Source organism: Streptomyces sp. NPDC059679 (genome assembly GCF_042734105.1).
Taxonomy (GTDB): domain Bacteria; phylum Actinomycetota; class Actinomycetes; order Streptomycetales; family Streptomycetaceae; genus Streptomyces.
Genome location: NZ_JBHWES010000062.1, coordinates 40,905 through 64,915, shown reverse-complemented (window position 1 = coordinate 64,915; position 24,011 = coordinate 40,905). Strand labels below are relative to the sequence as shown.

The following is a 24,011-nucleotide window of genomic DNA, read 5'->3' as shown; positions in this document are numbered from 1 at the left end:
CACAGGCCGGGGGGGCCGGCCAGGGACAGTCACAGACAAGCCCGGTGTTCCATAGTTGTACCATGCATGTCCTGGAGTGTCCTATGAGTGTTATTTTCGGCCCGAATTCTCGAAGAGTCCTACAATTCCTCACCCACATCGAGGACCTCTCCCCGGAGGAGATCGACCGCGTGGCCGATCTGTGGAAGCAGACCTCCAGCCAGACCCGCGCCGAGGGGTGGGCTGAGGTCCACCGCACCACGTCCGACGAGGAGCAGTACCGGATCCTGGTCGCCGCCTCCGTGGCGCGCCGGTGCGCCCTGGACACCGCCCGGGCGCTCGGCAGGCACGACTGGGCCTTCTGGGCCGCGGTGTGGGACGCCGCCGCAGCGGTCGCCGTATGCGACCGCATCGGTGGCCACTACAACGTGCTGGTCGCGCCGCTGGCCGCGGTCATGCCGTCGCTGGCGCACTGCCGGCGTGACGAACTGACCACCTTGGAGCTCCAAGGTGCCGTCCTCAAGGGAGGTGGAGGTTGATGCGCGACGACCGGATCCGAGTCGTGGTGGCCGATGACGACCCCGTGGTCCGGGAAGCGCTCGCGGACCTGGTCGACTCCCACCCCGACCTGGCGCTGGTGGGCCTGGCCGTCAACCACGAGCAGGCCGTACGCGCCGCGGTGGAGCACCGCCCCCGTGTCGTGGTCATGGATGTGCACATGCCCAAGGGCGACGCGCCCAGCAGCGTCCGCGCCATCCGTGAGCAGGTGCCCGGGGCCCGCGTGGTGGCCCTCTCGGCCCATGGCGACCGGGAGACCGTGCTCAACATGCTCGCCGTCGGGGCCACCGGCTACCTGGTCAAGGGCACCCCCGCCGAAGAAATACTCGAGGCGATCACCCGGGCCGCCCGCGACCAGTTCTCCATGGCCGGGGAGCTCGTCGCCGACTGCACCGAGCCGCTGCGACGGGCCGACCGTGCCTCCTGGCGGTTCGAGGAGCTGGTGGGCAACCGGCTCGAGGAGTCGTATCTGGAACTGCTCGGCCAGGCGCCGTGCGGGGTGCTGATCGTCGGCGCCCGCGGGCGGATCGAGTCCGCCAACGCACACGCCCGGCACATGTTCGGCTACAGCTCGGCCGAGCTCCGCGACAAGCGGCTGCGCGACCTGGTCCCCGACCGCTACCGCACCGCCGCCGAGCAGCTGATCGGGCGGCAGTTCACCGCCCCCTCCGCGATGACCGGCCGGCGCCGGGACGGCACCGACTTCCCCGCCCAGTTCAGCGGCGGCCATCTGCAGGGCAGACGGCCCCGGTGTGTGGTCTTCGTCGCTGACCTGAGCCAGCTGCGCGCGGCCGAAGGCCGGTTCCGGCAGGTCATCGAGTCCTCCCCGGACGCGATGGTGATCGTGGACGCCGCCGGGCGGATCCAGACGGCCAACCGCCGCACCGAGGCCCTGTTCGGCTACGACCGCGACCAGCTGATCGGCCGCGCCGTCGAGGCGCTCCTCCCCGACCAGCCGCTGACCATCTCGCTGCGCGACTGGGCCGACTCCGCGGAGGAGCCCCTGGGCCACAGCATGGAGCTGGTCGGGCGGCGCAGCGACGCCAAGCAGTTCCCGGCCGACGTCAGCATCATCCCGCTGCGCACCGAGGACGGGCTGCTGACCGTGCTGGCCATCAAGGACATCACCGAGGTACAGCGCGCCCAGTTCGTCCTGGAGCGCAGCCTGGAGCTGCTGGAGATCACCGACCGGGACCGCCAGGCGCTGCTCAGCCATCTCGTCCACGCCCAGGAAGCGGAGCGCGGACGTATCGCCGCCGATATCCACGACGACACCATCCAGGTCATCACGGCCGCCAGCCTCCGGCTGCAGCAGCTGCGGCGGCGGCTGCGCGACCCCGACGAGCAGCGGATCATGGAGAAGCTGGACGAAACCCTCAAGCTCTCGCTGAGCCGGCTGCGTCAGCTGATCTTCGACCTGCGGCCGTCCAGTCTGGAGCACGGCTGCCTGGCCGCCGCGCTGCGCGGGCTCCTGGAGCAGATACGCACCGAGACGGGCGTCGAATACCGGCTGGAGGACCGGACCGCGGCCAAGCCCCCGCCCGAGACCATGGCCCTGATCTACCGCACCGCGCAGGAAGCCCTGATGAACGTGCGCAAGCACGCGCGGGCGAAGACGGTCCATGTGCAGCTGCTGGGGCTCGACGAGGGCTGCCTGGTACGGATCGTGGACGACGGCCAGGGCTACAACCCGCTCGAGGTGGAGTCCCGTCCCGGCCATCTGGGCCTGTCGCTCATCCAGGAGCGGGCCCAGATCGCGGGCGGCTGGTGCCGTATCGAGAGCGCGCCGGGCGCGGGCACCACGGTCGAGTTCTGGGTGCCGCTTGGCGAGACGCCCGGCCACGGCCCGCTCCCCTTCGGCCCGGCGGACGCCTCGGGCTTCCCGGATTCCCTGGGTCCGTCCGACTCTCTGGGTTCCCTGGATGTACCGGGGTCGTCCGAGGCACCGGACCTGGAGGATCTGCGGGACGGGCCGGATCTGCCGGACGTACCGGACACGGCGAACGGCTCGGACGTATCGACGCTCCTGGACCGTCCGGAAGGGGACACGCAACCGTGACCGCGCCGGCCGATCTCACCAAGGTGCTGATCGTCGAGGACCACCGCGTGGTGGCCGAGGGGCTGTGGGCGCTGCTCGCGGAGTACTCGGACCTGACCGTGGTGGGGTGGGCCGACTCGGTCGCGGAAGTCGTCCCCATGGCCAAGGAGCTGGGCCCCGATGTGGCGCTCGTCGACTTCCGCCTGCCCGATGGCACGGGAGCCGACGCGGCGGCCGCGATCCGGGCCAACGATCCCTCCACCGCCATCGTGATCCTCAGCGCGGACGCCAGCGACTCGGCGCTACTGGCCGCGGTGGAGGCCGGGGCCTGCGGCTACCTGCTCAAGTCGGCGAGCGGTGACGAGATCGCCGACGCCATCCGCTCGGCGGCCGAGGGCGAAACCCTCATCCCGGCCAGCACCCTCGTCGAGGTCCTGGCCCGGCATCGGGAGACCGCGCGCTCCTCCGCCCAGCAGACCGAGCGGCTGGAGAGCCTGACCCCGCGCGAGCAGGAGATCCTGACCCTGATGAGCCAGGGCCTGGACAACCGGGCGGTCGCGGAGCGGTTGAGCATCAGTTACGCCACCGTACGGACGCATGTGCGCAAGATCCTGGAGAAGCTGGAAGTGCGGTCCCAGCTGGAGGCGGTCGCGAAGGCCGCCGACTGGGGCTTCCGCCATGTGGAACCGGAGTGACGCCGAGACTCCCGATTGGCTGACTCCCGATTGGCCGACCTCAACCAGCTGACCCCGACTGGCTGACCCGACTGGCTGACCCCACCCAGCGGACCTCAACTGGTTGCCCCCACCCGGCTGACCCCACCCGGCCGACCTCAACCAGGTGAGACAAAACCCCCACTAGGGGGAATTTCGGACGGCCCGAGCCGAGTTCCCTCCCCATGCGCCGCAGCCATCGGATCCTCCTGTTGGCCGCCGCCGCGACTTACGCGGCGGTCGCGGTGGGCGTGTTCACCACCTCGCCCCTGGTCCGCCTCGACTGGCACGTGGCGATGTTCAAGCCGTACAAGCAGTGGCCGTGGGCCCAGGGCCCGCTCGATGTGTTCATCATCGCGGGCCAGCGCGGCCCCACCGCGCTGGCGGCGCTGGCCTGGCTGGGCTGGCGCTCCTGGCGTACCGGAAGCGCGCGCCCGGTGCTCGTCTTCGGCCTCGCCCTCGCGCTCCTCAACGCGAGCGTGGGCGCTGTCAAGCTCGGCGTGGGCCGCCTCGGCCCGCATTACGCGCACACCCTCGGCTCGGCCGAGCTGTTCCACGGCGGGATGATCTTCCCTTCCGGCCACACCGCGAACGGGGTCGTCGTCTGGGGCACCCTGGCCTATCTCGCGACCCGCCACCGCCGGGCCGCTGGCGCGGCGGCCGGGGTCATGGCCCTCGCGATCGGTCTCGCCACCGTCTATCTGGGCACTCACTGGGTCAGCGACGTGCTGGGCGGCTGGGCCGCCGGGGCGCTGGTGCTGCTGGCCCTGCCGCTGTTCGAGGCGTACGTCGCCGTGGCGGAGCGGCGGCTCGTACGGAGCGGATGGCTCGGCCGACCCGGCCGGTTCGGGGCGCGCTCGCCTCCGGCCGACCGCATGTGCCCGTATCCGCACTCGTCCCGTGAGCAGGTGAGCCAAAGTGGCACTTCGAGTTCTGATCGCCGACGACCACGCGGTCGTCCGGCAGGGCCTGCGGATGATCCTGAGCCTCGACGACGACATCAAGGTGGTCGGCGAGACGACCAACGGCCGGGAGGCCGTACGGCTGGCCCGCGAGCTGTGCCCCGACGTCGTCCTGATGGATCTGCTGATGCCCGTCATGGACGGGATCTCGGCCACCGCCGAGATCCGCCAGGACCTCCCCGAGGTGGAGGTCGTGGCGCTGACCAGCGCCCTCGACGACACCATGGTCATGGGCGCGGTCCGGGCGGGCGCGATCGGCTTTCTGCTGAAGAACGCCGAGGCCGACGAGTTGAGAAGCGCGGTCAAGGGCGCCGCCGCCGGCCGGATCCAGGTCTCCCCCGACGCGACCTCCCGGCTGATGGGCCAGGTCAGGGCACCGAGCGGGCCGGAACAGCTGACCGAGCGGGAAGCAGAGGTGCTGACGATGCTCGCGCGCGGCAAGTCGAACAAGGAGATCGCCCGCGACCTGCGGATCGGGCAGCAGACGGTGAAGACGTATGTGAGCCACATCCTGACCAAGCTCGGGGTGCACAGCCGCACCCAGGCCGCGGTGTACGCCGTCCAGTCGGGACTGGTGCCGGCCGGGGAGCTCACCACGCCCGAATCGCTGGACGCGACACGGGACCACTGGTGGTCGGCGTGATCGCTGTCCGACGCCGGGCCAGGGCGCGGCGGCGCGCCCTGGCCGATATCCAGCGGCGCGTCCTCGGCGCGGAGCCCGGCGAGGAACTGCTGCGGCTGGTCGTACGGCGGGCGCGGGAAGCCATGGGCGCGGACGCGGCGCGGGTGCTGGTGGCGGAGCCCGCCGAGCGCCAGGCGCTGTCCGCCGAGAGCCAGGCCGTGGGCGGTGCCTCAGGCACAGGCACAGGCATGGCTGACGCCCCGGGCATGGCCGATGCTCCGGCCTGCGGCGAGGCCCTGACCGTACGGGCCGCCGATGGCATCGAGGCGCCCGTTCCCAGCGGCCCATCGGAGGCCGCGCGGCGGCACGCGCTGCGTACGGCCGGGCTCACGGCCGTCCTGGACACACCGCTGACGGTGAGCGGGCGGATCGTGGGCGTCCTGGAGGTGGCCGACCGCCGTCCGCGCCGCTTCACCTCGGGCGACCGGCGCACGCTGAGCCGGTTCGCCGCGCCCGCGGCCCTGGTGGCCGCCCAGCTCCGTACCCGGGAACAACTGCGCAGGCTGGCCACCATCGGGTCTCCCGCGGACAGCGTGTGGCGGACGCTGGACCGGCTGACCGCCGCGGCCGTGGCGCATACGGGCACGGCGGAATGCGCCGTCCGGCTGCTGGAGCCGGACGGGACGGCTCCGGGAGACGTGACGGAGGAGGTCCGGGAGGCCATCGCCTCCGCCGCCCCCGTCGTCCGTACGCTCCGCGACGACCGCACCGGCGCGGTCTGGCCGCTGCTCTGCGAGGGGCGGGTGACCGGTGTGCTGCACTGCCGCTACCCGCCCGGCCGACGGCCCGACGGCTTCGATCTGACCCTCCTCGACGGGATCGCCGGACACGTGGCCCGAGCGGTGGAGGGCGAGCGGTGGCGGGCGGCCGCGCGGGACAAGGGCGCCCTGGACGAGCGGCGGCGGCTGTCCAGGGAGCTGCACGACTCGGTCTCCCAGGCCCTGTACGGCATCACCCTGGGCGCGCGTACCGCCCGCGAGCTGCTGAACCGGAACGCGGGCGGGGACACCGACGGCGACACTGCCCGTGACACCGACGGGATGTCGGAGCTGGCCGAGCCGATCGACTACATCCGGCAGCTCGCCGACGCCGCGATCTCCGAGACCCGGGTCCTGCTGGGCCGCCTCAGGCCCGAGACGCTGGAGGCCGAGGGCCTGGTCGCCGCGCTCACGCGACATGTGGCGGCGCTCCGCGACCGGTACGGCATCGCCGCCGAGGCGACACTCGGCGCGGAACCGGAGACGACTCCGGAGGCCAAGCACGCCCTCTACCGGATAGCCCAGGAGTCCCTGCACAACGTCGCCAAGCACTCGGGGGCGCGGCATGTACGCCTCCACCTGCTCAGTGGCCCGGGCACCGTCACATTGACGGTCGCCGACGACGGAGTGGGCTTCGACTCCCGGCGGACCTTCCCGGGCCATCTGGGCCTGCTGTCCATGCGGGAGCGGGCCCGGGAGGTGGGCGGCACGCTGAACGTGGACAGCCGGCCGGGCCAGGGCAGCCGTATCCGGGCCACCGTCCCGGCGGAGCCGTGAACCCTCACGGGCCGAGCTCGGCGGCATATGAGACATTTACCCCGCTATATTCCTGTCCCCTGCTACGTTCCTGGTGCCGGTGAGGCCGACCGCCGCCCGCAGGCAGCACCCACAGACAGCCGCCCACAGACAGGAGACCCGTCCGTGACCCTCCTCGAGCCCATGGGGCTGAGCCTGCGGGACCGCACGGTGGAGGCCGGGGTCCGATCCGGTCTTGCGGCGGTCGAGGCGGGCCTGCTGGAGGCCACGAAAAGCGATGTGCCGTTCATCACCGAGGCCGCCCAGCACCTGGTGCGAGCGGGCGCCAAGCGGCTGCGGCCGCTGCTGGTGCTGCTGGCCGCGCGGTTCGGCGACCCGGACGCGCCGGGCGTGGTGCCCTCAGCCGTCGTGGTCGAGCTGACGCACCTGGCGACGCTCTACCACGACGACGTACTGGACGACGCCGACGCCCGGCGCCGTACGCCCGCCACCGACGCCAACTGGGACAACTCGGTGGCGGTCCTCACCGGCGACTTCCTCTTCGCCCGCGCCTCGCATCTGCTGGCCGACCTGGGCCCGGAGGCCGTACGGATCCAGGCCGACGCGTTCCGGCAGCTGGTCACCGGCCAGATCCTGGAGACGGCCGGGCCCCGCGGCGACCGCGACCCGATCGAGCACTATCTGGAGGTCCTCGCGGGCAGGGCGGGCTCGCTGATCGCGGTCTCCGGGCGACTGGGCGCGCTGGCGTCCGGCGCCGGGCGGGAAGTCGCCGGCGTACTCGCCCGGTACGGCGAACGGCTGGGCGTGGCCTGCCGCCTGGCCGAGGACGTACTGGACATCGCCGAGGCCGGCGGGGCCGGGGGCGTACCGCGCGGTCACCCGGGCGCCACCCTGCGCGAGGGTTTCGCGACGCTGCCGGTCCTGTATCTGCGGGCGCGGGCGGAGGCCACCGGTTCACCCGAGGACCGTGAGCTGTGCGAACTGCTCACCACCGAACTCACCAACAAGACGGACGAGACGCGTTACGCGGAAGCGCTGCGCCGGTTCCGCGCCCACCCCGCCCTGGAACAGGCCCGGGTGGCCGCGGACCGCTACGCCGAAGAGGCCCGCGCGGCGCTGGCACCGCTGCCCGCGTGCGCGGCGCGGCGTGCGCTGGAGGACTTGTGCGAGGTGGTGACGCGCGACCGCCCGGCCGTACCGTCCTTGGCCTCAGCCCCGGCCGCGTCCCCGCTGGTCGCCGCGGAGCAGCGACTCCCCGAAGCGGCGCAGCCGTGAGACGGCGTCGGGGTCGGGGGCCGGGTCAGCGCCGGACTCCGGTTCCGTAGCCGTACGACAGCGGCAGTCCTCGGCCATCCCAGGCGGCCCGGGGCGGCCCGCTCCCCGGCGCCGGCGCCCACCGCCGACCCGCGAGGACCGCCGGACGGCCTCCGACAGCCGTCTGAATCGCTCCCTGGCAACCACAGCGAGGAAACCCGCCCGTCGGCGCCCCGTATTCCAGGGGCACCCGATCGAGGTGCCCCTGCTCCCTACGGGGGCGGGGCAGCGACGTTCGGCGCCCCTGCCTCACGACGTCATCACGTCAGCAGGGCGTCTGCGCACCGCCGTCGTTCAGGTTGCCGTCGTAGATCCAGCCCCTGGTCCCGGTGTCGTCGTATTTCGCGTGGGTCCAGGTGTTACCTGCGGAGTTGACCACGTAGCAGTCGTAGGAGAGACGGCCCGCGAAGACGGTGATGTTCGTCGAGCACTCGGCGTTCGGGCCGCTGCGCAGCGGCGCGGAGCCGTCCCGGTTCAGGAGGTAGCCGGTCCCGGTGTCCACGTCGCGCCAGGACGGGTGGGTACATGCGGCGGTGCCCGTGGTGGCGGCACCGGCCGATGGGGCGGCAGTCAGGGTGGCCGAGCCCACCAGGAGAGGCAGAGCGACCGCTGCCCACATCTTGCTTCTCTTCAACGCGTTTCCCTTTGCTCTGCGGGCGTCATCCTCATGACGTCCCACCGTGATGTGCTCGTCGAGCGTATGTACGAATCTGGCGAGAGGTCAGGGTGTTTTCAGCCAGAGACATTACGCGCCACGCGTTGACAAGTTTTAACTATTCTCCACCATTTGGCCCGCATATTTTTCCGTGCATGCGGACGCAGATTGGCTGGATCTATGGGAAAGGCAGGCGGAATGGCGGCATCCAGTTGTCTCAATTGATGCTCCAGGGTCGGGCTCCAGTTCCGTACGCCCCGTATTCCAGCGCGCGTCAGCGCCTGCGCTGCCCCGCGTAGAACATCGAGGCGCCGGTCACCACGAACAGCCCGCCGGAGACTGCCAGCGTGACAGCGGTCTGGCCCTCCTGGTCGGGCCCGTCCGGCAGCCGGGGCGCAAGGACCCCCATCGGGTCCTTGCGGAGCGTGACGCGCTGGTGCCGCTTGATGTGGTCGAAGCAGTTCTGCTGCTGCGATATCTCATGCACGGCGTGGTCCCCGGCGGTCTCCTCCACCGTGCAGTACTGCCGCTCGTCGCGGTACTCGACCTCGGTGACCACGGCGGGCATCTTCTCCCCCACGGTCTTCATATAGAGCTCGTACAGCCCCTGCCCGGCGAACAGCGTCAACGCGAACCCCGCGCACGACACCAGCACCGCCGCCCCCGCCCGGTGCCAGATGCCGCCCACCACGGACGCCGCGGCGCCGAACGTCCCCAGCGCGACCACGACTCCGACGTAGATGCCCACCGACGGGACCTGTGCCAGCCACGCCGCCACGGTGAACATCAGCGGCACCGACACGGCCCACAGCAGCGAGTTGACCAGCCGGCGCGCCCGGGACGGCGCAGCCCCCGCCGCCTTCGTCCCGGTGGCCACGACGGACTCGCGCGTCCCCATGCCTGTCGCTCCCTGCCTCGCGCACGCCTGCCGGGCAGCAAGCATGCCGCAGCCGCCAAGAGCTGGTCCTGCGCATCCGACCTACGCTTACGGCTCATGGACTGGACTACGCCCATAAGCACGCTGCTCGGCGCGGTGGTTGGGGTCGGATCAACACTGCTGGGCGAGACCGTTCGCTCAAAACGTGATCGAGGACACCAGCAGTACGAACTCAGGCGGCAGCTGTACGCCCGCTATCTCGAAGCCCTCACCAACACCGACAGCGAACTACAGTTGCTCGCCATCCGCGAGCAGACCCCGTTGGACGAGGCCGACCTTCGGGCCGCCTGGCGCAACCACTCCCTGCTGTCCCTGAATTACGAGATCGCGCTCGTCGGCCCACCGCCAGTGGCCGACGCCGCCGATACGGCCTACCGCTCGCTGCGGTCAATGCGGAACGTCCTGGGCAGGGCGGAGGTCACCCTCGGCAATCCCGGCACGTCAGGGGACCAAGACCCCGGATCCGCCGAATGGCGGGACGCCCACCGTGCGTACATCGACGCGATGGCGGCTCTGCGCTCGGCCATGCGCGCCGACATAGGAACCGGTCAGCGCAGCTGATGTGAGTGCGCTGGACGTCAAAAACCGTGCGCCTGGTGTCAATGACGCCCCGCGCCGTAGTGGAGAAACTCCTTTCAGTCCCATTGGGTGCACAGATCCTCCGCGCAGGCGCGGACCCACGCCCCGTGCCCGGCCGGAAGGGTGACCGTCCGGCGGTAACGGGAGGTGCCGCCCGGCCCCGCGGCAGCCAGATCAATGGTCTGCGAGCAGACGTTCGGCTGATTGGAGATACACAGCTGGGCCACCGCTTTGCCGGTGCCATCCGGGTTCTTCACATATCCGGTCACCGTGGCTCTGGCCGATTTCCAACAGATCGTCCCGACGGCATAGGCGCGCATTTCCGCGCTGTAGTCGCGGCATCCGCTCGTCGGAGCGGCCTTGGATGACGGTTCGGAGCCGAACGGACTTAACGGGCTGAACGGCAGCAAGGCAAGACCGAGGGCCAGGAGCACCACCCCCAGCCCCACGAACAGGAACGGCCGCCGCACAGCGCGCGGGGAACGCCCAGACTCCTCGCCGGAAGAGGCCGCAGTCTCGGGCGAGGTCGCCGCCTCGGGCGAAATCCCCGCTTCGGCTGGGGATGCCATATCGGGTGGCGGCTGGGCACCGGCCTCCAGCGCGTCGTCCCACAGTTCCAGCAGCGGCCTCGGATCGGCCTCGCAGGCTTGCGCGATGTCCTCGACGGCGTCGCGGCTGGGGAACAGCTTGCCGTTGACATAGCGCTCGAGCGAAGCGCGGCTGTAGTTGGTGCGCGCCTCGAGCCTGGCGAAACTCAGCCCGGACGCCTGCTTGATACGCCGCAGTTCGGCCGCCAGCCGCCGTCCCGCGGAAGAGGTCAGGGCGACAGCCGCCTGACGGGGCGCCTCCGAAGTGTCCGACCTGCGTTGCCCCATGCTGTGCCCCCCCCTGTGTGCCGTATGCGGGCGGCCATCCGGAGTTGGTGCGGCGTCTCAAGACATCCCATGAGACGCCCCTTTCCTTCCTGGGACGCCCTGAGCGGTCAAGAGTGTAGGGGTCAGCCCCGCGCTGCGGCTGACGTTCGAGCGCCCGGGCGCCCACCACGCCCGGCTCATGCGCATCTCCCTGACTGCTCGCGTCCTGTGGCATGCCCCCGGCCAGGACTCGGCCGACCGAAAGGCACCTTCCGGCCTTGATAGCGCACGACTCCCTTTCAGAGCCCACGACCGTAAGGCCGCCCCATGAGACGCCCGAAGAGATACGCGCCCTGGACCTCGGCCGGGTGCGCGTTACGTTGGTGCATCTCCCCAACCCAACGTCAACACCAACACGACCACGCCCACGACCACGCCGCCCGCTCCTGAGCCCAACTCCGGAGACCTGGCAGCTCTCTCTCCTGTCCTCCCGCCCACGGCCTGGAACCACGGAAATCAGCACCCTGACGCTGCACGAGGGCTCACGGCCATTCGAGACCCCTGCCCCGATCCTCGGCCCGGCACAAGCCGTGGTGGTGAACCTCCCCCGCGGCGCGGTACCGATACCGGACCATGCGCTGCGAAGCCTGACAACCCGCCCCGTACCTCCCAGGCCCGGACCCGGAATGATCCTGGCCCGATTCCTGGAAGGACTCGCCGACCATTGGGAAGGCCTTGAGTCCACTCCGACCGAACGGCTCGGCTCGGCCGTGGTCGATCTCTCGGTCGCATTCCTCATGAGCCTGGCCGAGGCACACGGACTGCTGTCGCCTCACCCCCGAAGGTCCGAACTCCTCAAAGAAATCAAGGCTTTCATCATCCGGAATCTCGGCGCACCACACCTGTCACCCCAGCAGATCGCCGCAGAGCATCACATCTCGGTGCGCTATCTGCACCTCCTCTTCCACCACGACAAGCGCACGGTCCGCGGCTTCCTCCAAGAACAGCGCCTGGAACACTGCCGGGCCGACCTGACGGACCCGTCCCACCCCGGACGCACCATCGGCGTGATCCGTGCCCGCTGGGGCTTCCGGGACGACGCGGTGTTCGGCAGAGCCTTCAAGAAGGCCTACGGAATCTCGCCGGGCGAGTACCGCAAGAGGCACTTCCAGACGCCGTAACCCTGCCGGTCCCGGCCCAGGCGCCACGGCTACATGAAAAACCCCAGCTCAGACTGTGTCTGGGCTGGGGTTCCAATGGAGCCGCCTAAGGGAATCGAACCCTTGACCTACGCATTACGAGTGCGTCGCTCTGGCCGACTGAGCTAAGGCGGCATGCTGCTTGGCCAGGCTGGCATCAGCAGCGTCGCCAAGTCTACACAGTTTCGGCGGGTGCTCCGTACGGGGTTGATCGCTGCCGGGGTGCGCAGCGTTGGCGCAGGTCAGGTGCAGCGTTTACCGGAGGGGGGCGGGGTGCCGGTCAGGAGGTAGGTGTCGATGGCGGTGTCGATGCAGGCGCTGCCGCGGCCGTAGGCGGTGTGGCCGTCGCCGTTGTAGGTGAGGAGGGTGGCGGAGGTGAGCTGGGAGGCCAGGGCGCGGGCCCAGGTGTAGGGGGTGGCGGGGTCGCGGGTGGTGCCGACGACGACGATGGGGGCGGCGCCCTTGGCGTGCAGGGGGTGGGGGGTGCCGGTGGGGTGCACGGGCCAGTAGGCGCAGTTCAGGGCGGACCAGGCGAGGGCCTTGCCGAAGACGGGGGACGCCTTCTGGAAGGCGGGGAGGGACTTGCGGACGTCGGCGGGGGTGCGGAAGGCGGGTGGGAGGTCGAGGCAGTTGACGGCGGGGTTGGCGTACATGAGGTTGGCGTACGAGCCGTCGCCGTCGCGCTCGTAGTAGAGGTCGGCGAGGGTGAGCAGGCCGCTGCCGTCGCCGCGCATCGCCGAGCGGAGGGCGGTGCGCAGCTGGGGCCAGGCGCCCTCGTCGTAGAGGGCGGCGAGGACGCCGGTGGTGGCCAGGGACTCGCCGAGGCGGCGGGACTCGCCGGTGGGCACGGGGTGGGTGTCCAGGCGGGTGAAGAAGGCCGTGAGCCGTTCGCGGGCCTGGGGGACGTCCCGGGTGCCCAGGGGGCAGCTCGTCCGGCGCACGCAGTCCTTGGCGAAGGCGGTGAAGGCGGTCTCGAAGCCGGCGGTCTGGTCACGGTTGATCTGTTCGGAGGTCAGCGCCGGGTCGAGCGCGCCGTCGAGGACGAGGCGGCCGACGCGGCGCGGGAAGAGGTCGGCGTAGGTCGCGCCGAGGAAGGTGCCGTACGAGGCGCCGACGTAGGTGAGCTTCCGGTCGCCCAGGACCTCCCGCAGCAGATCCATGTCGCGCGCCGCCTCCACGGTCGAGACATGGCCGAGGATTTCGCCCGAGCGGGCCGCGCAGCCGCGCGCGAACTTCTGGTACGAGGCGACGAGGCTGCGGGTCTCGGCGGGGGCGTCGGGGGTCTGGTCGGTCTGGGTGAAGGCGTCCATCTGCTTGTCGCCCAGACAGGTGACGGGCTCGCTGGCAGCCACTCCGCGCGGGTCCATGGCCACCAGGTCGTAGCGGGCACGGACCCGGGCCGGGTAGCCGATGCCCGCATAGCTCTGCAGATAGTCGATGGCGGAGCCGCCCGGGCCGCCGGGATTGACCATGAGGGAGCCGAGCCGCTTGCCGGGGCCACTGGCCTTCTTGCGGGACACCGCGAGCTTCAGGTCGTGGCCGTCGTCGGGCCGGGCGTAGTCCAGCGGGGCCTTCAGCGTGGCGCACTCGAAGCCCGCGCCCCCGCGGCATTCGTGCCAGCTCAGCTTCTGCTCGTAGTACGCCGCGAGGGCGGCCCGGGTCGCCGCCTTCGTCGGCGACGGGGTGCGCGGCGAGGCGGCGCCGGAGGTGCAGCCGGCGAGCAGCAGGGCGACGGCCACGAAGGCGGCACTGATGGCGCGGAGCGCGCCGCGGCTGATGTCCATCGGCAGTCCTCGGTTCGGTCGGATATCCGGAGCGTAGCCGCATCGACGCGTTCCGTGCTCATTTGCGGACACGCCTGTGGATAACGTCTGTGGACAAAGGCGCATTCGTAGGACAGTCGTACGGGTGAGCGCGGGTGCCGCGGGCTCAGCCCGCGCGCAGCGCCATGGTCATCGCCTCGACCGCCAGCAGCGGCGCCACATTGCGGTCCAGCGCCTCACGGCAGGCCCTGACCGCCTCTATCCGGCGCAGCGTCCGCTCCGGCTTGGAGCCGGCCGCGATCCGCTCCAGCGCGTCCTGGACGTCGGTGTTGGCGAGGGCCGTACGCGAGCCGAACTGGAGCGCGAGCACATCCCGGTAGAAGCCCGCGAGGTCGGTCAGCGCGAGGTCGAGGCTGTCGCGCTGGGTGCGGGTCGCGCGGCGCTTCTGGCGGTCCTGGAGCTCCTTCATCGCTCCGGCGGTCCCGCGCGGCAGCCGTCCGCCCGTCCCGGCAGCAGCCCCCAGGGCGGCGCGCAGCTCCTCGGTCTCCCTGGCGTCGGTCTCCTCCGCGACCTGCTTGGCGTCCTCGGACGCCGCATCGATCAGCTCCTGGGCGGCCTTCAGACAGCCGCCCACGTCGTCGACCCGCAGGGGCAGCTTGAGCACCGACGCACGGCGGGCCCGCGCCCGCTCGTCGGTGGCCAGCCGGTGGGCCCGGTCGATATGGCCCTGGGTGGCCCGGGCGACGGAGGCGGCGAGCCCGGGCTCGATGCCGTCCCGGCGGACGAGGAGGTCCGCGACGGCGTCCACCGGCGGCGTACGGAGGGTCAGCAGCCGGCAGCGGGAGCGGATCGTGGGCAGCACGTCCTCCAAGGACGGCGCGCACAGCAGCCACACCGTACGGGGCGCGGGCTCCTCGACGGCCTTCAGCAGAACGTTTCCCGCGCCCTCGGTCAGGCGGTCGGCGTCCTCCAGGACGATCACCTGCCAGCGGCCGCCGGCCGGTGAGAGCTGGGCGCGGCGGACGAGGTCGCGGGTCTCCTTCACGCCGATGCTCAGCTGGTCCGTACGCACCACCTCGACGTCGGCGTGCGTGCCGATCAGTGCGGTGTGACAGCCATCACAGAAGCCGCAGCCCGGGGCGCCGCCGAGCGCCCGGTCGGGGCTGACGCACTGCAGCGCGGCGGCGAAGGCGCGGGCGGCGGCGGCACGGCCGGAGCCGGGCGGGCCGGTGAACAGCCAGGCGTGGGTCATCTTCGACGCGGCGGGGGGCACCTCGGACGAGGCGGGCGGCTCGCTCCCGGCGCCGGCCGACCTGCCTTCGGACGCGGCGGACGCGGCAGACACGGCGGCCGTGACCAGCGCGTCCGCGTCACGCGCGGCAGCGGTCAGCTGGCTCGCCACCCGGTCCTGTCCGACCAGGTCGTCCCACACCGCCATGCCCGCCTCCGCCGCTCGTCCCTACGGCATCCCATTGTGGGCCACTCCACCGACAGGCACTGACAAGCGCCGACAGGCACTGACAAGCACTGCCGGCACGGGTGGCCCCACCAGGTCAGCGGCGGCGCCCGTCCTCGTCGTCACGCGGGCCCAGCAGCTCGTCGGCCAGCGTCGGCAGGTCGTCCAGCGGGGTCTCCTCCGCCCACTCCGGGCGGCGGCGCTGCCGGGGGCGACTCGACGGCTCGGCCTGGCGGGGCGGCTGCCCCTCGCCGAACTGCGGGAGCTCGCGGGTGCGCTCGTTCCCCTGCTCACCGCCCTGTCCACCCTGTCCGCCCTGGCCACCCTGCCGCTCCTCCGGCCGGAACAGCCACGGCGGCACCCGGTCGGCCGGGTCGCCGGACCGGGACTCGGCCGTTCCGGCATCCGCGGGCCGGTCGTCCCGTACGGGCGGCAGCACGGCCGTCTCATCGGCCGCGCCCGTCGGCGGAGCGGGCGGGGAGGGCGGCATCGGCAGTACGGCCGTCTCCTCCGCGTCCGAGCCACCCTGCGGCCGTACGGGCGGCAGCACGGCGGTCGCGTCGGCGTCCGCGGCCCCTTCGCCGGGGCGAGCGCTCCGGGGGTCGACGCGCGGCGTCTGGACGGTGTCCGTCGTGTCCGCGTCGTCGGTCGGAGCGGGGGCCGGCGGCGGGACCGCGGCCGGGGTCTCGACGGTCGGCGCGTCAGCCCCGGCCGTCGGGGAAGCACCCGCGGAAGCACCTTCCGCGGGGGAGGCGGACGGCGTGCTCGCGGAGCGGGACCGGCCCGCCTCCGCCGCCAGCCGCGCCTGCTCGGCCCGCAGCAGCGCCTCTTCCGCCTTGCGCTGCTCCTCCAGGCGGCGCTCCTCCGCCTCGGCGCGCAGCCGGGCCTCCTCCTCGGCCTCGATGCGGCGCCGCTCCTCCTCGGCGGCGCGGGCCCGGTCCTCGGCCTCGATGCGCTTGCGCTCCTCCTCGGCGCGCCGGCGGGCGTCCTCGGCCCGCTTGCGGGCCTCCTCCGCCTGCCGCTCGGCCTCGCGCTGCCGGGCCTCCTCCAGCTCGCGGCGCTTGCGCTCCTCTTCCTCGGCGCGCGCCTTGGCGAGGGCTTCCTGCCGCTCGCGCTCCAGCCGCTCCTCCTCCGCCTTGCGGCGGGCCTCCTCCTCGGCCTTGCGGCGCGCTTCTTCCTCGGCCTTGCGCCGGGCTTCCTCCTGGGCCTTCACCTCCGCCTCGGACAGCGGCAGCACCAGGTCCAGGCGGTGGCGTACGACCGCGGTGACGGCCTCGGGCAGCTGGCCGGCGTCGACGACGAGGTAGCGGGCCGGGTCGGCGGCCGCGAGGGTCAGGAATCCGTTCCGTACCCGCTGGTGGAACTCGGCGGGCTCGGACTCGAGCCGGTCCGGGGCCTCGGTGAAACGCTCCCGCGCGGTCTCCGGCGCGACGTCGAGCAGCACGGTCAGATGCGGCACGAGGCCGTTGGTCGCCCAGCGCGAGATGCGGGCGATCTCGGTCGGGGCCAAGTCGCGGCCCGCGCCCTGGTAGGCGACGGACGAGTCGATGTAGCGGTCCGAGATGACGACCGCGCCGCGCTCCAGCGCCGGGCGGACCACGGAGTCGACGTGCTCGGCGCGGTCGGCCGCGTACAGCAGCGCCTCCGCCCGGTGCGAGATCCCGGCCGAGGAGACGTCGAGCAGGATCGAGCGCAGCCGCTTGCCGATGGCGGTCGCGCCCGGCTCGCGGGTCACCACGACCTCGTGGCCCTTGCCCCTTATCCACTCCGCGAGCGCTTCGACCTGGGTGGTCTTGCCCGCTCCGTCGCCGCCCTCGACGACGATGAAGAAGCCGCTCCCGGCCGGTGCCTCCACGGGGTCGGCGCCGCGCAGCGCCTCGCGCAGATCGTGCCGCAGCGGTACGCCCTGGCGGTCGTCGGTCTTGCCGAGGACGAGGGCGGCGACGGGCAGCAGCAGCGCGCCGACGAGCATGAGAGTGAAGGCCGCGCCTCCGTGGGCGAAGACGAAGTCGCCGCTGCCCAGCCGGTGCGGTCCGATCGCGGCGGCCAGCAGCGGGGCGGCGACCGTGCCGAGCCCGACGAAGACGCGGACGACGGCGTGCAGATGCTCGGTCGTACGGGCCCGGCGGGACTCCTCGGCCTCCTGGTCGAGCAGGGTGTGGCCGATGTTGGCGGCGATTCCCGCCGAGACCCCGGCGACCACGACGATCAGCACCACGGTCGTGGCGTCGTGGACCAGGCCCGCGACCAGCAGCGACAGCCCGGTCAGCGCGATCGCCAGCGCGAGCAGGCGGCGCCGCGACAGTCCGGGCAGAACCTTGGGGGCCCAGCGGATGCCGACAGCCGGGCCGCCGCTGAGAGCCAGGACGAGCAGCGAGAAGCCGGCCGGCCCGCCGCCGAGGTCGACCGCCTGCAGCGCGGCCACGCCCACGGCGGCGGCGACCGCGGCCGCGACGGCGGCGCAGGCGAGGACCAGCAGCGGGATGGCGCCGGTGCGGCCCTTGTCGGGGCCGGAGCCGGACGCGGCGCGCGGACGGCGCAGCCCCTCCAGGGGGGAGCGCGTGCGGGGGGTCTGCACGCCGGGCAGCTCGACGAAGTACAGGATCGACACGGAGGCGGAGAACAGTCCGGCACCGACGTACGAGCCCAGGGCCGCCTGGTGGCCGTCGAACCACACGACGCCGGTGGCCAGCAGCCTGGCGACGAGCGTGGCGACGAGCAGTGCGGCGGCGGCGATGGGCAGCGTGACGAAGTTCGTACGGAGCCACAGCCGGCGCAGCGCGTCGAGGTGGTCCGGCAGCGGGCGGACGGCCGCGCCCTCGACGGGCGGGGCCGGGAGCAGCCCGGGCGCCGCGCCGTCCTTGGCCACGGTCCACAGCCGCTCGGCGACGCCGATGACGAAGGTGGTGATGAGCAGCCAGGCGACGGCGTCGTCGGGGGTCCAGTCGATCCACAGCGGGGCGACGACGAGCAGCGCCATCCGCACCGCGTCCGCGCCGATCATGGTCCAGCGGCGGTCCAGCGGGCCCGACGGCCCGACCAGCGCGGACAGCGGACCGAGCAGCACCGCCCCGAACAGCAGCGTCGCCAGCAGCCGCACGCCCAGGACCGCCGCGACGGCAAAGGCCGCGCCGCGGTAGCCGTCGCCGAAGGCGCCCGTGGCGACGGATGCCTGCAGCGTCAGCAGGACGAGCACCAGTACGGCCAGCGCGTCCGCCGTGCCACCGACGAGCTGGGAGCTCCACAGGCGGCGCAGCGGCGGATGGCGCAGCAGGGCTCGTACGGCACGCTCGCGGGAATCCGCGGCAAGGGCGCCGGATGTGGTGGTCACGTCCGTTGGCTGCTCTCGCGTCATCCCGCAAGCCTATCCGGATCACGTGAATAGACGGCCACCCGCCCGAACAGACGGGCGGGCGTCCGCGTGATCCGCCGGTTTCGGCCGCCGTCGGCGACCGGGTCCGGCGGGCCTCGGCCACCTGGTCCAGCCGGCCTCAGCCGACCTCAGATGACCCGGACCAGCCGACCTCGGCACGACCCGGACCAGCCGACCGCAGCCGACCCGGGTCAGTCGGCCTTGGCCGCCGGCTTCGTGGCCGCCTTGGCCGCCGTCGCCGTCTTCTTCGCCGCGGTCTTCTTGGCCGCGGTCGTCTTCTTTGCGGCGGTCTTCTTGGCGGTGGTCGTCTTCTTCGCCGCCGCCTTCTTGGCCGTCGTCGTCTTCTTGGCCGCCGCCTTCTTGGCGGTCTTCTTGGCCGGGGCCTTGGCGCGCTTCTCGGCCAGCAGCTCGTAGCCGCGCTCCGGGGTGATCGTCTCGACGTCGTCGTCGCGGCGCAGCGTCGCGTTGGTCTCGCCGTCGGTGACGTACGGGCCGAAGCGACCGTCCTTGACGACGACCGGCCGCTCGCTGACCGGGTCGGTGCCCAGCTCCTTCAGCGGCGGCTTGGCCGCGGCCCGGCCGCGCTGCTTGGGCTGCGCGTAGATCGCGAGCGCCTGGTCGAGGGTGATCGTGAAGAGCTGCTCCTCGCTTTCGAGCGAGCGCGAGTCGGTGCCCTTCTTCAGATACGGGCCGTAGCGGCCGTTCTGCGCGGTGATCTCGACACCCTCGGCGTCGGTGCCCACCGCGCGCGGCAGCGACATGAGCCGCAGCGCGTCCTGAAGGGTCACCGTGTCCAGGGACATCGACTTGAAGAGCGAGGCGGTGCGCGGCTTGACCGCGTTCTTGCCGGTCTTCGGGGTGTCCTCGGGCAGCACCTCGGTGACGTACGGGCCGTAACGACCGTCCTTGGCGACGATCTTGCGGCCGGTCGCCGGGTCGGTGCCGAGCTCGAAGTCGCCGCTCGGCTTGGCGAGCAGTTCCTCCGCGTACTCGACGGTCAGCTCGTCCGGCGGCAGGTCGTCGGGCACGTCGGCGCGCTGTCCGGTCGCACCCTCGGTCTCGGTCGGCCGCTCGACGTACGGGCCGTAGCGGCCGACCCGCAGCACGATGCCGTCGCCCACGGGGAAGGACGAGATCTCGCGGGCGTCGATCGCGCCGAGGTCGGTGACCAGGTCCTTCAGACCGCCGAGGTGGTCGCCGTCGCCGTTTCCGGCATCGGCCGCGCCGCCCACGGCTCCCGGTGCGGCGCCGCTCTCGGCGCCGGGCGCGGTGGCCCCGCCCCCGGGCTCGGTGGCGCTCTCACCGAAGTAGAAGCGCTTGAGCCACGGCACGGCCTGGGCCTCGCCGCGCGCGATGCGGTCGAGGTCGTCCTCCATCTTGGCGGTGAAGTCGTAGTCGACCAGCCGGCCGAAGTGCTTCTCCAGCAGGTTGACCACGGCGAAGCTCAGGAAGGACGGGACCAGCGCGGTGCCCTTCTTGAACACATAGCCACGGTCCAGGATGGTCCCGATGATCGAGGCGTAGGTCGAGGGGCGGCCGATCTCACGCTCTTCGAGCTCCTTGACCAGCGAGGCCTCGGTGTAGCGGGCCGGGGGCTTGGTGGCGTGGCCGTCGGCGGTGATCTCCTGGGCGGCCAGCCGGTCGCCCTCGGCGACCTGCGGCAGGCGCCGCTCGCGGTCGTCGAGCTCGGCGTTCGGGTCGTCCGCGCCCTCCACATAGGCCTTCATAAAGCCGTGGAAGGTGATCGTCTTACCGGAGGCGGAGAACTCGGCGTCACGGCCGTCGCTCGCCCGGCCGCCGATCTTGACGGTGACGGAGTTGCCGACCGCGTCCTTCATCTGGGAGGCGACGGTCCGCTTCCAGATCAGCTCGTACAGCCGGAACTGGTCGCCGGCCAGGCCGGTCTCCGCCGGGGTGCGGAAGCGGTCGCCCGAGGGGCGGATGGCCTCGTGGGCCTCCTGGGCGTTCTTGACCTTGCCCGCGTAGGTGCGCGGCTTGTCCGGCAGGAAATTGGCGCCGTACAGCTGGGTGACCTGCGCCCGGGCCGCCGCCACCGCCGTCTCCGACAGGGTGGTGGAGTCCGTACGCATATAGGTGATGAAGCCGTTCTCGTACAGCTTCTGCGCCACCTGCATGGTCGCCTTGGCGCCGAAGCCCAGCTTGCGGCTGGCCTCCTGCTGCAGGGTGGTGGTACGGAACGGGGCGTACGGCGAGCGGCGGTACGGCTTGGACTCGACGGAACGCACCGTGAAGGCGGTGTCCGCGAGGGCCGTGACCAGCCCGCGGGCCCCCGCCTCGTCCAGGTGCAGGACCTGGGCGCCGCCCTTGAGCTGCCCGGTCGAGGTGAAGTCGCGGCCCTGGGCGACACGGCGGCCGTCGACGGCGGTCAGCCGGGCGCCGAAGGTGCCGGGGTCGCTGGTGTCACCGGTCCGGCCGGTCGCGAAAACGCCGGTCAGGTCCCAGTACTCGGCGGAGCGGAAGGCGATGCGGTCGCGCTCGCGCTCGACGACCAGGCGGGTGGCCACCGACTGGACGCGGCCCGCGGACAGGCCGCGCATGACCTTCTTCCACAGGACCGGCGAGACCTCGTAGCCGTAGAGGCGGTCGAGGATACGGCGGGTCTCCTGGGCGTCGACCAGCCGCTGGTTCAGCTCGCGCGGATTGGCGACGGCGGCGCGGATCGCGTCCTTGGTGATCTCGTGGAAGACCATCCGGCGGACCGGGACCTTGGGCTTGAGCACCTGCTGGAGGTGCCAGGCGATGGCCTCGCCCTCGCGGTCCTCATCGGTCGCCAGGAAGAGCTCGTCCGAGTCGGCGAGCAGTTCTTTGAGCTTCCTGACCTGGCTTTTCTTGTCAGCGTTGACGACATAGACGGGCTGGAAGTCGTGTTCGACGTCCACACCGAGGCGGCGGACCTCCCCGGTGTACTGGTCGGGCACCTCGGCCGCACCGTTCGGCAGGTCCCTGATGTGCCCGACGCTGGCTTCGACGACGTAGCCCGGGCCGAGATAGCCCTTGATCGTCTTCGCCTTGGCAGGCGACTCGACGATGACGAGTCGGCGGCCGCCCTGTGCGGTCTCGCTGGTCGGGGACAACTTCGCTCTTCTCTCCGGTCGACGCTCGGTGAACGGGCACTACTCACGGGTTACGCGTACACGTACACCACTACGGTGACGCTGCGGAGTGTGACGGTACCTCCCGGCCCCGTGTCAAACGGAAAAAGCCCGCAACGCCACTCGAACGGTAACCCGACAAGCGTCCTGTCTGCCGCCCGGACCGGCACTCGGCGCCCCGCAAGGGCCCTGTCAGGCGTAAACCAGGCACCAGATCCCGCCGCCCAGCGCGGCGGTGCCGAAGAGAACGGAGAAGACCGCGGAAGCGACAGGGCTCACACCGTGCGCGACCGGCGCACGCAGCCGCGTTCGCGCCGCTGTCCACAGCAGCAGCGCGGCGCCGAACACGACAAATGCCGTACCGGCGAAGATCGCGGGTCCCCTCTCCATGGGCAGAGCGTGGCACCCACGGAAGGCGTACGCGCGAACCACGGGTGAACAGCGCACGACCCGCCTTCCCGGCGCTTCCGGCCATGATCACGCCCCCGAGTGGCAACTTCTTGCCATCCGGGCGGCTCCCGGAACGTCGCACGCGCTCCGGCGCACTACCCCCCGCTCCCCCATCCGTCCACTGGCTCGTCCATCGGCTGCTCCCCTCCGTCCGTCGCGTCGGCTCGTCCGCGACTAATCCACTGTCCCGTCCGCCGCACCCTCGGCCGGCTCGTCCACCGGATGCAGGAACCCCTGCTCGACCAGAAGGCGGATCGAGTCAGGCGTACGGTCGCGCAGCACCACCGGGTCCTCCCCGAGCAACTGGGCGATGGCGTCCAGGATCCGGCCCGCGCTGAGCGTGCCGTCGCACACCCCCGCGAACCCCGCGCCGACCGTGTCCACCTTCGTCGCCCGCCGCATGCCGCGGTTCTGACGGAGCACCACATGCTCGGGGTCCTCCGCCCCGGGCAGCCCCACCTGCTCCTGGACGACCTCGTCGGCGAGCCGGAAGCGGGCGGCCAGCAGCGCCGCGTCGTCGTGCGTACGAAGGAAGTCCTGCCGCGCGAAGTGGCCCACGACCGCGTCCCCCAGCGGCTGCTCCACGGGGTGCGGCCACTCCTCCGCGGTCACGGCGGGGCGGTCGGCCCCGGACTTGCGCAGGGTGATCCAACCGAACCCGACGGCCCTGGTCTTACGGGCCTCGAACTCCTCCAGCCAGGCGTCGTACCGCGCGGCGTACTCGGCGGGGCCGGCGAGATGCGCGCCGGCGTCCCGCAGCCACAACTCGGCGTACTGCGTGATGTCCTGCACCTCGCGCTGCACGATCCACGCATCGCATCCGCTGGGCACCCAGGAGGCGATCCGCTCGCGCCAGTCCTCCCCCTCCACGTGCTGCCAGTTGGCCAGCAGTTGGCACCAACCGCCGTCGGTGAGATGGTCGGCGGACCGCTGGACCAGAGTGCGGCACAGATCGTCGCCGGACATCCCGCCGTCCCGGTAGACCAGCCGGTCCCGCCCGGAGGAAGGCGGCGAGATCACGAAGGGCGGATTGGAGACGATCAGGTCGTACGTCTCGTCGGCGACCGGCTCGAAGAGCGAGCCCTCCCGCAGATCGGGCTCCGCCGCGCCGGACAGGGCGAGGGTCAGCCGCGCGATGCGCAGGGCGCGCGGATTGGTGTCCGTGGCGGTCACGGAGGCGGCGTGGCGGGACGCGTGCAGCGCTTGGATGCCCGAGCCGGTGCCCAGGTCGAGGGCCCGGGCCACCGGGACGCGGACGGTGAGACCGGCGAGAGTCGTGGACGCCCCGCCGACCCCGAGGACGAGCCCGGAGCGGTCCACGCCGCCCGGCGCGCCGCCGGGCCCGCCGATGCCTCCCGCGCCGCCCACCGCGCAGCCCAGGTCGGAGACGATCCACCAGTCCTCGCCCTGCGGGCCGCCGTACGGGCGCACGTCCACCGTCGCCCGCACCTCGTCGCCGTCGCGCACCAGCCAGCCGTCGGCGAGGCAGTCCTCGGCGGGCAGGGCGGCGGCCGCCCGCCCGTACGCCACCGGGCGCTGCAGCAGGAAGAGCCGCACCAGTGTCTCCAGCGGGCTGTCGCCCCGCGTGGCTCGCAGGGCGGGGACGGTCTCGCTGCGCGCCAGGGCGGCGTAGGCGGGCGCGCCGAGCAGGTCCAGCAGGCCGTCGGCGGTGAAGGCGGCAGCCAGCAGCGCTCCGCGCAGGCGGGCGATGCGCTCGGGGTCGGCGGGGCTGGGAAGACGGTGCGTACTCACGCCCCCATTGTCGGGGGCACCACTGACAGCGGGCGACGCCGGGCCGGGGCAGTTGGGGGGGTGACGCCTGCTGGTTGGCGGCCGGCGGCGGGTCGGCGCCCGGCCGTCTCGCGGGTCGGC

General features: G+C 72.2%; 17 protein-coding genes, 1 tRNA gene and 1 pseudogene. 9 read left to right on the top strand and 10 right to left on the bottom strand.

The window, feature by feature from the left end:
- Positions 1–83: 83 nt before the first annotated feature.
- The 7 genes and pseudogenes from ACFV2X_RS42810 to ACFV2X_RS42780 all read left to right on the top strand — a co-directional run bounded on the left by ACFV2X_RS42810 (position 84) and on the right by ACFV2X_RS42780 (position 7,721).
- Positions 84–518, top strand: coding sequence for a hypothetical protein (locus ACFV2X_RS42810; RefSeq protein ID WP_385626821.1), 435 nt, complete (start codon positions 84–86; stop codon positions 516–518).
- Positions 518–2,596: a PAS domain S-box protein gene (locus tag ACFV2X_RS42805; RefSeq protein WP_385626819.1), complete on the top strand. Its 2,079-nt coding sequence runs from the start codon at positions 518–520 to the stop codon at positions 2,594–2,596. Before ACFV2X_RS42810 ends, ACFV2X_RS42805 begins: the two co-directional genes overlap by 1 nt.
- Complete coding sequence (locus ACFV2X_RS42800) at positions 2,593–3,270, top strand: response regulator transcription factor (RefSeq protein WP_014178461.1); 678 nt, start codon at positions 2,593–2,595, stop codon at positions 3,268–3,270. The genes ACFV2X_RS42805 and ACFV2X_RS42800 overlap by 4 nt, the downstream gene beginning before the upstream one ends.
- A 203-nt stretch (positions 3,271–3,473) precedes the next feature.
- Positions 3,474–4,004 (top strand): annotated as a pseudogene (locus tag ACFV2X_RS42795) (phosphatase PAP2 family protein); the annotation flags it as partial.
- Positions 4,005–4,206: 202 nt separating this feature from the next.
- Positions 4,207–4,893, top strand: coding sequence for a response regulator (locus tag ACFV2X_RS42790; protein ID WP_385626839.1), 687 nt, complete (start codon positions 4,207–4,209; stop codon positions 4,891–4,893).
- A complete protein-coding gene (locus tag ACFV2X_RS42785) occupies positions 4,890–6,467 on the top strand; it encodes a GAF domain-containing protein (RefSeq protein WP_385626837.1) in 1,578 nt (525 codons plus the stop codon). Before ACFV2X_RS42790 ends, ACFV2X_RS42785 begins: the two co-directional genes overlap by 4 nt.
- 144 nt (positions 6,468–6,611) lie before the next feature.
- Positions 6,612–7,721, top strand: a complete 1,110-nt coding sequence (locus tag ACFV2X_RS42780) for a polyprenyl synthetase family protein (RefSeq protein ID WP_385626817.1) — start codon at positions 6,612–6,614, stop codon at positions 7,719–7,721.
- Between the two features lie 304 nt (positions 7,722–8,025).
- Here the strand turns inward: ACFV2X_RS42780 and ACFV2X_RS42775 are convergent, their stop codons facing one another.
- Positions 8,026–8,394, bottom strand: a complete 369-nt coding sequence (locus ACFV2X_RS42775) for an SH3 domain-containing protein (RefSeq protein WP_385626816.1) — start codon at positions 8,392–8,394, stop codon at positions 8,026–8,028.
- Between the two features lie 295 nt (positions 8,395–8,689).
- Positions 8,690–9,313, bottom strand: a complete 624-nt coding sequence (locus ACFV2X_RS42770; protein ID WP_385626814.1) for a hypothetical protein — start codon at positions 9,311–9,313, stop codon at positions 8,690–8,692.
- Between the two features lie 96 nt (positions 9,314–9,409).
- Between ACFV2X_RS42770 and ACFV2X_RS42765 the strand changes: the two genes are divergently transcribed.
- Positions 9,410–9,913 (top strand): hypothetical protein, encoded by a 504-nt coding sequence (locus ACFV2X_RS42765; RefSeq protein ID WP_385626812.1) that lies wholly within the window; start codon positions 9,410–9,412, stop codon positions 9,911–9,913.
- Positions 9,914–9,987: 74 nt separating this feature from the next.
- Here the strand turns inward: ACFV2X_RS42765 and ACFV2X_RS42760 are convergent, their stop codons facing one another.
- Positions 9,988–10,806, bottom strand: coding sequence for a helix-turn-helix domain-containing protein (locus tag ACFV2X_RS42760; protein ID WP_385626811.1), 819 nt, complete (start codon positions 10,804–10,806; stop codon positions 9,988–9,990).
- A 665-nt stretch (positions 10,807–11,471) separates the two neighbouring features.
- Between ACFV2X_RS42760 and ACFV2X_RS42755 the strand changes: the two genes are divergently transcribed.
- Positions 11,472–11,966, top strand: coding sequence for a helix-turn-helix domain-containing protein (locus tag ACFV2X_RS42755; protein WP_385626810.1), 495 nt, complete (start codon positions 11,472–11,474; stop codon positions 11,964–11,966).
- Positions 11,967–12,042: 76 nt separating this feature from the next.
- Here the strand turns inward: ACFV2X_RS42755 and ACFV2X_RS42750 are convergent.
- From ACFV2X_RS42750 to ACFV2X_RS42720, 7 genes are all read right to left on the bottom strand, one after another.
- Positions 12,043–12,119 (bottom strand) — tRNA-Thr (locus ACFV2X_RS42750).
- 107 nt (positions 12,120–12,226) lie between these two features.
- Complete coding sequence (locus ACFV2X_RS42745) at positions 12,227–13,768, bottom strand: alpha/beta hydrolase (protein ID WP_385626808.1); 1,542 nt, start codon at positions 13,766–13,768, stop codon at positions 12,227–12,229.
- A 145-nt stretch (positions 13,769–13,913) separates the two neighbouring features.
- The gene (locus tag ACFV2X_RS42740) at positions 13,914–15,185 is read right to left on the bottom strand and encodes a DNA polymerase III subunit delta' (protein ID WP_385626807.1); all 1,272 of its coding nucleotides are present in this window, start codon (positions 15,183–15,185) and stop codon (positions 13,914–13,916) included.
- Between the two features lie 115 nt (positions 15,186–15,300).
- Complete coding sequence (gene tmk / locus ACFV2X_RS42735) at positions 15,301–18,558, bottom strand: dTMP kinase (protein ID WP_385626805.1); 3,258 nt, start codon at positions 18,556–18,558, stop codon at positions 15,301–15,303.
- Between the two features lie 209 nt (positions 18,559–18,767).
- Positions 18,768–21,671 carry a type I DNA topoisomerase gene (gene topA / locus ACFV2X_RS42730; RefSeq protein ID WP_385626803.1) on the bottom strand — a complete coding sequence of 968 codons (2,904 nt, stop codon included), beginning with the start codon at positions 21,669–21,671 and terminating at the stop codon, positions 18,768–18,770.
- Positions 21,672–21,881: 210 nt separating this feature from the next.
- A complete protein-coding gene (locus ACFV2X_RS42725; protein WP_385626802.1) occupies positions 21,882–22,079 on the bottom strand; it encodes a hypothetical protein in 198 nt (65 codons plus the stop codon).
- A gap of 234 nt (positions 22,080–22,313) precedes the next feature.
- Entirely contained in the window at positions 22,314–23,891 is a 1,578-nt protein-coding gene (locus ACFV2X_RS42720; RefSeq protein ID WP_385626800.1) for a methyltransferase, read from the bottom strand.
- Positions 23,892–24,011: the final 120 nt, after the last annotated feature.

Excerpts from the sequence above, each read along its gene's own strand:
- ACFV2X_RS42810 (WP_385626821.1), top strand. The coding sequence starts at position 84 with ATGAGTGTTATTTTCGGCCCGAATTCTCGAAGAGTCCTACAATTCCTC.
- ACFV2X_RS42805 (WP_385626819.1), top strand. The coding sequence starts at position 518 with ATGCGCGACGACCGGATCCGAGTCGTGGTGGCCGATGACGACCCCGTG.
- ACFV2X_RS42770 (WP_385626814.1), bottom strand. The coding sequence starts at position 9,313 with ATGGGGACGCGCGAGTCCGTCGTGGCCACCGGGACGAAGGCGGCGGGG.
- ACFV2X_RS42765 (WP_385626812.1), top strand. The coding sequence starts at position 9,410 with ATGGACTGGACTACGCCCATAAGCACGCTGCTCGGCGCGGTGGTTGGG.
- ACFV2X_RS42760 (WP_385626811.1), bottom strand. The coding sequence starts at position 10,806 with ATGGGGCAACGCAGGTCGGACACTTCGGAGGCGCCCCGTCAGGCGGCT.
- ACFV2X_RS42755 (WP_385626810.1), top strand. The coding sequence starts at position 11,472 with ATGATCCTGGCCCGATTCCTGGAAGGACTCGCCGACCATTGGGAAGGC.
- ACFV2X_RS42745 (WP_385626808.1), bottom strand. The coding sequence starts at position 13,768 with ATGGACATCAGCCGCGGCGCGCTCCGCGCCATCAGTGCCGCCTTCGTG.
- ACFV2X_RS42740 (WP_385626807.1), bottom strand. The coding sequence starts at position 15,185 with ATGGCGGTGTGGGACGACCTGGTCGGACAGGACCGGGTGGCGAGCCAG.
- tmk (WP_385626805.1), bottom strand. The coding sequence starts at position 18,558 with ATGACGCGAGAGCAGCCAACGGACGTGACCACCACATCCGGCGCCCTT.
- ACFV2X_RS42725 (WP_385626802.1), bottom strand. The coding sequence starts at position 22,079 with ATGGAGAGGGGACCCGCGATCTTCGCCGGTACGGCATTTGTCGTGTTC.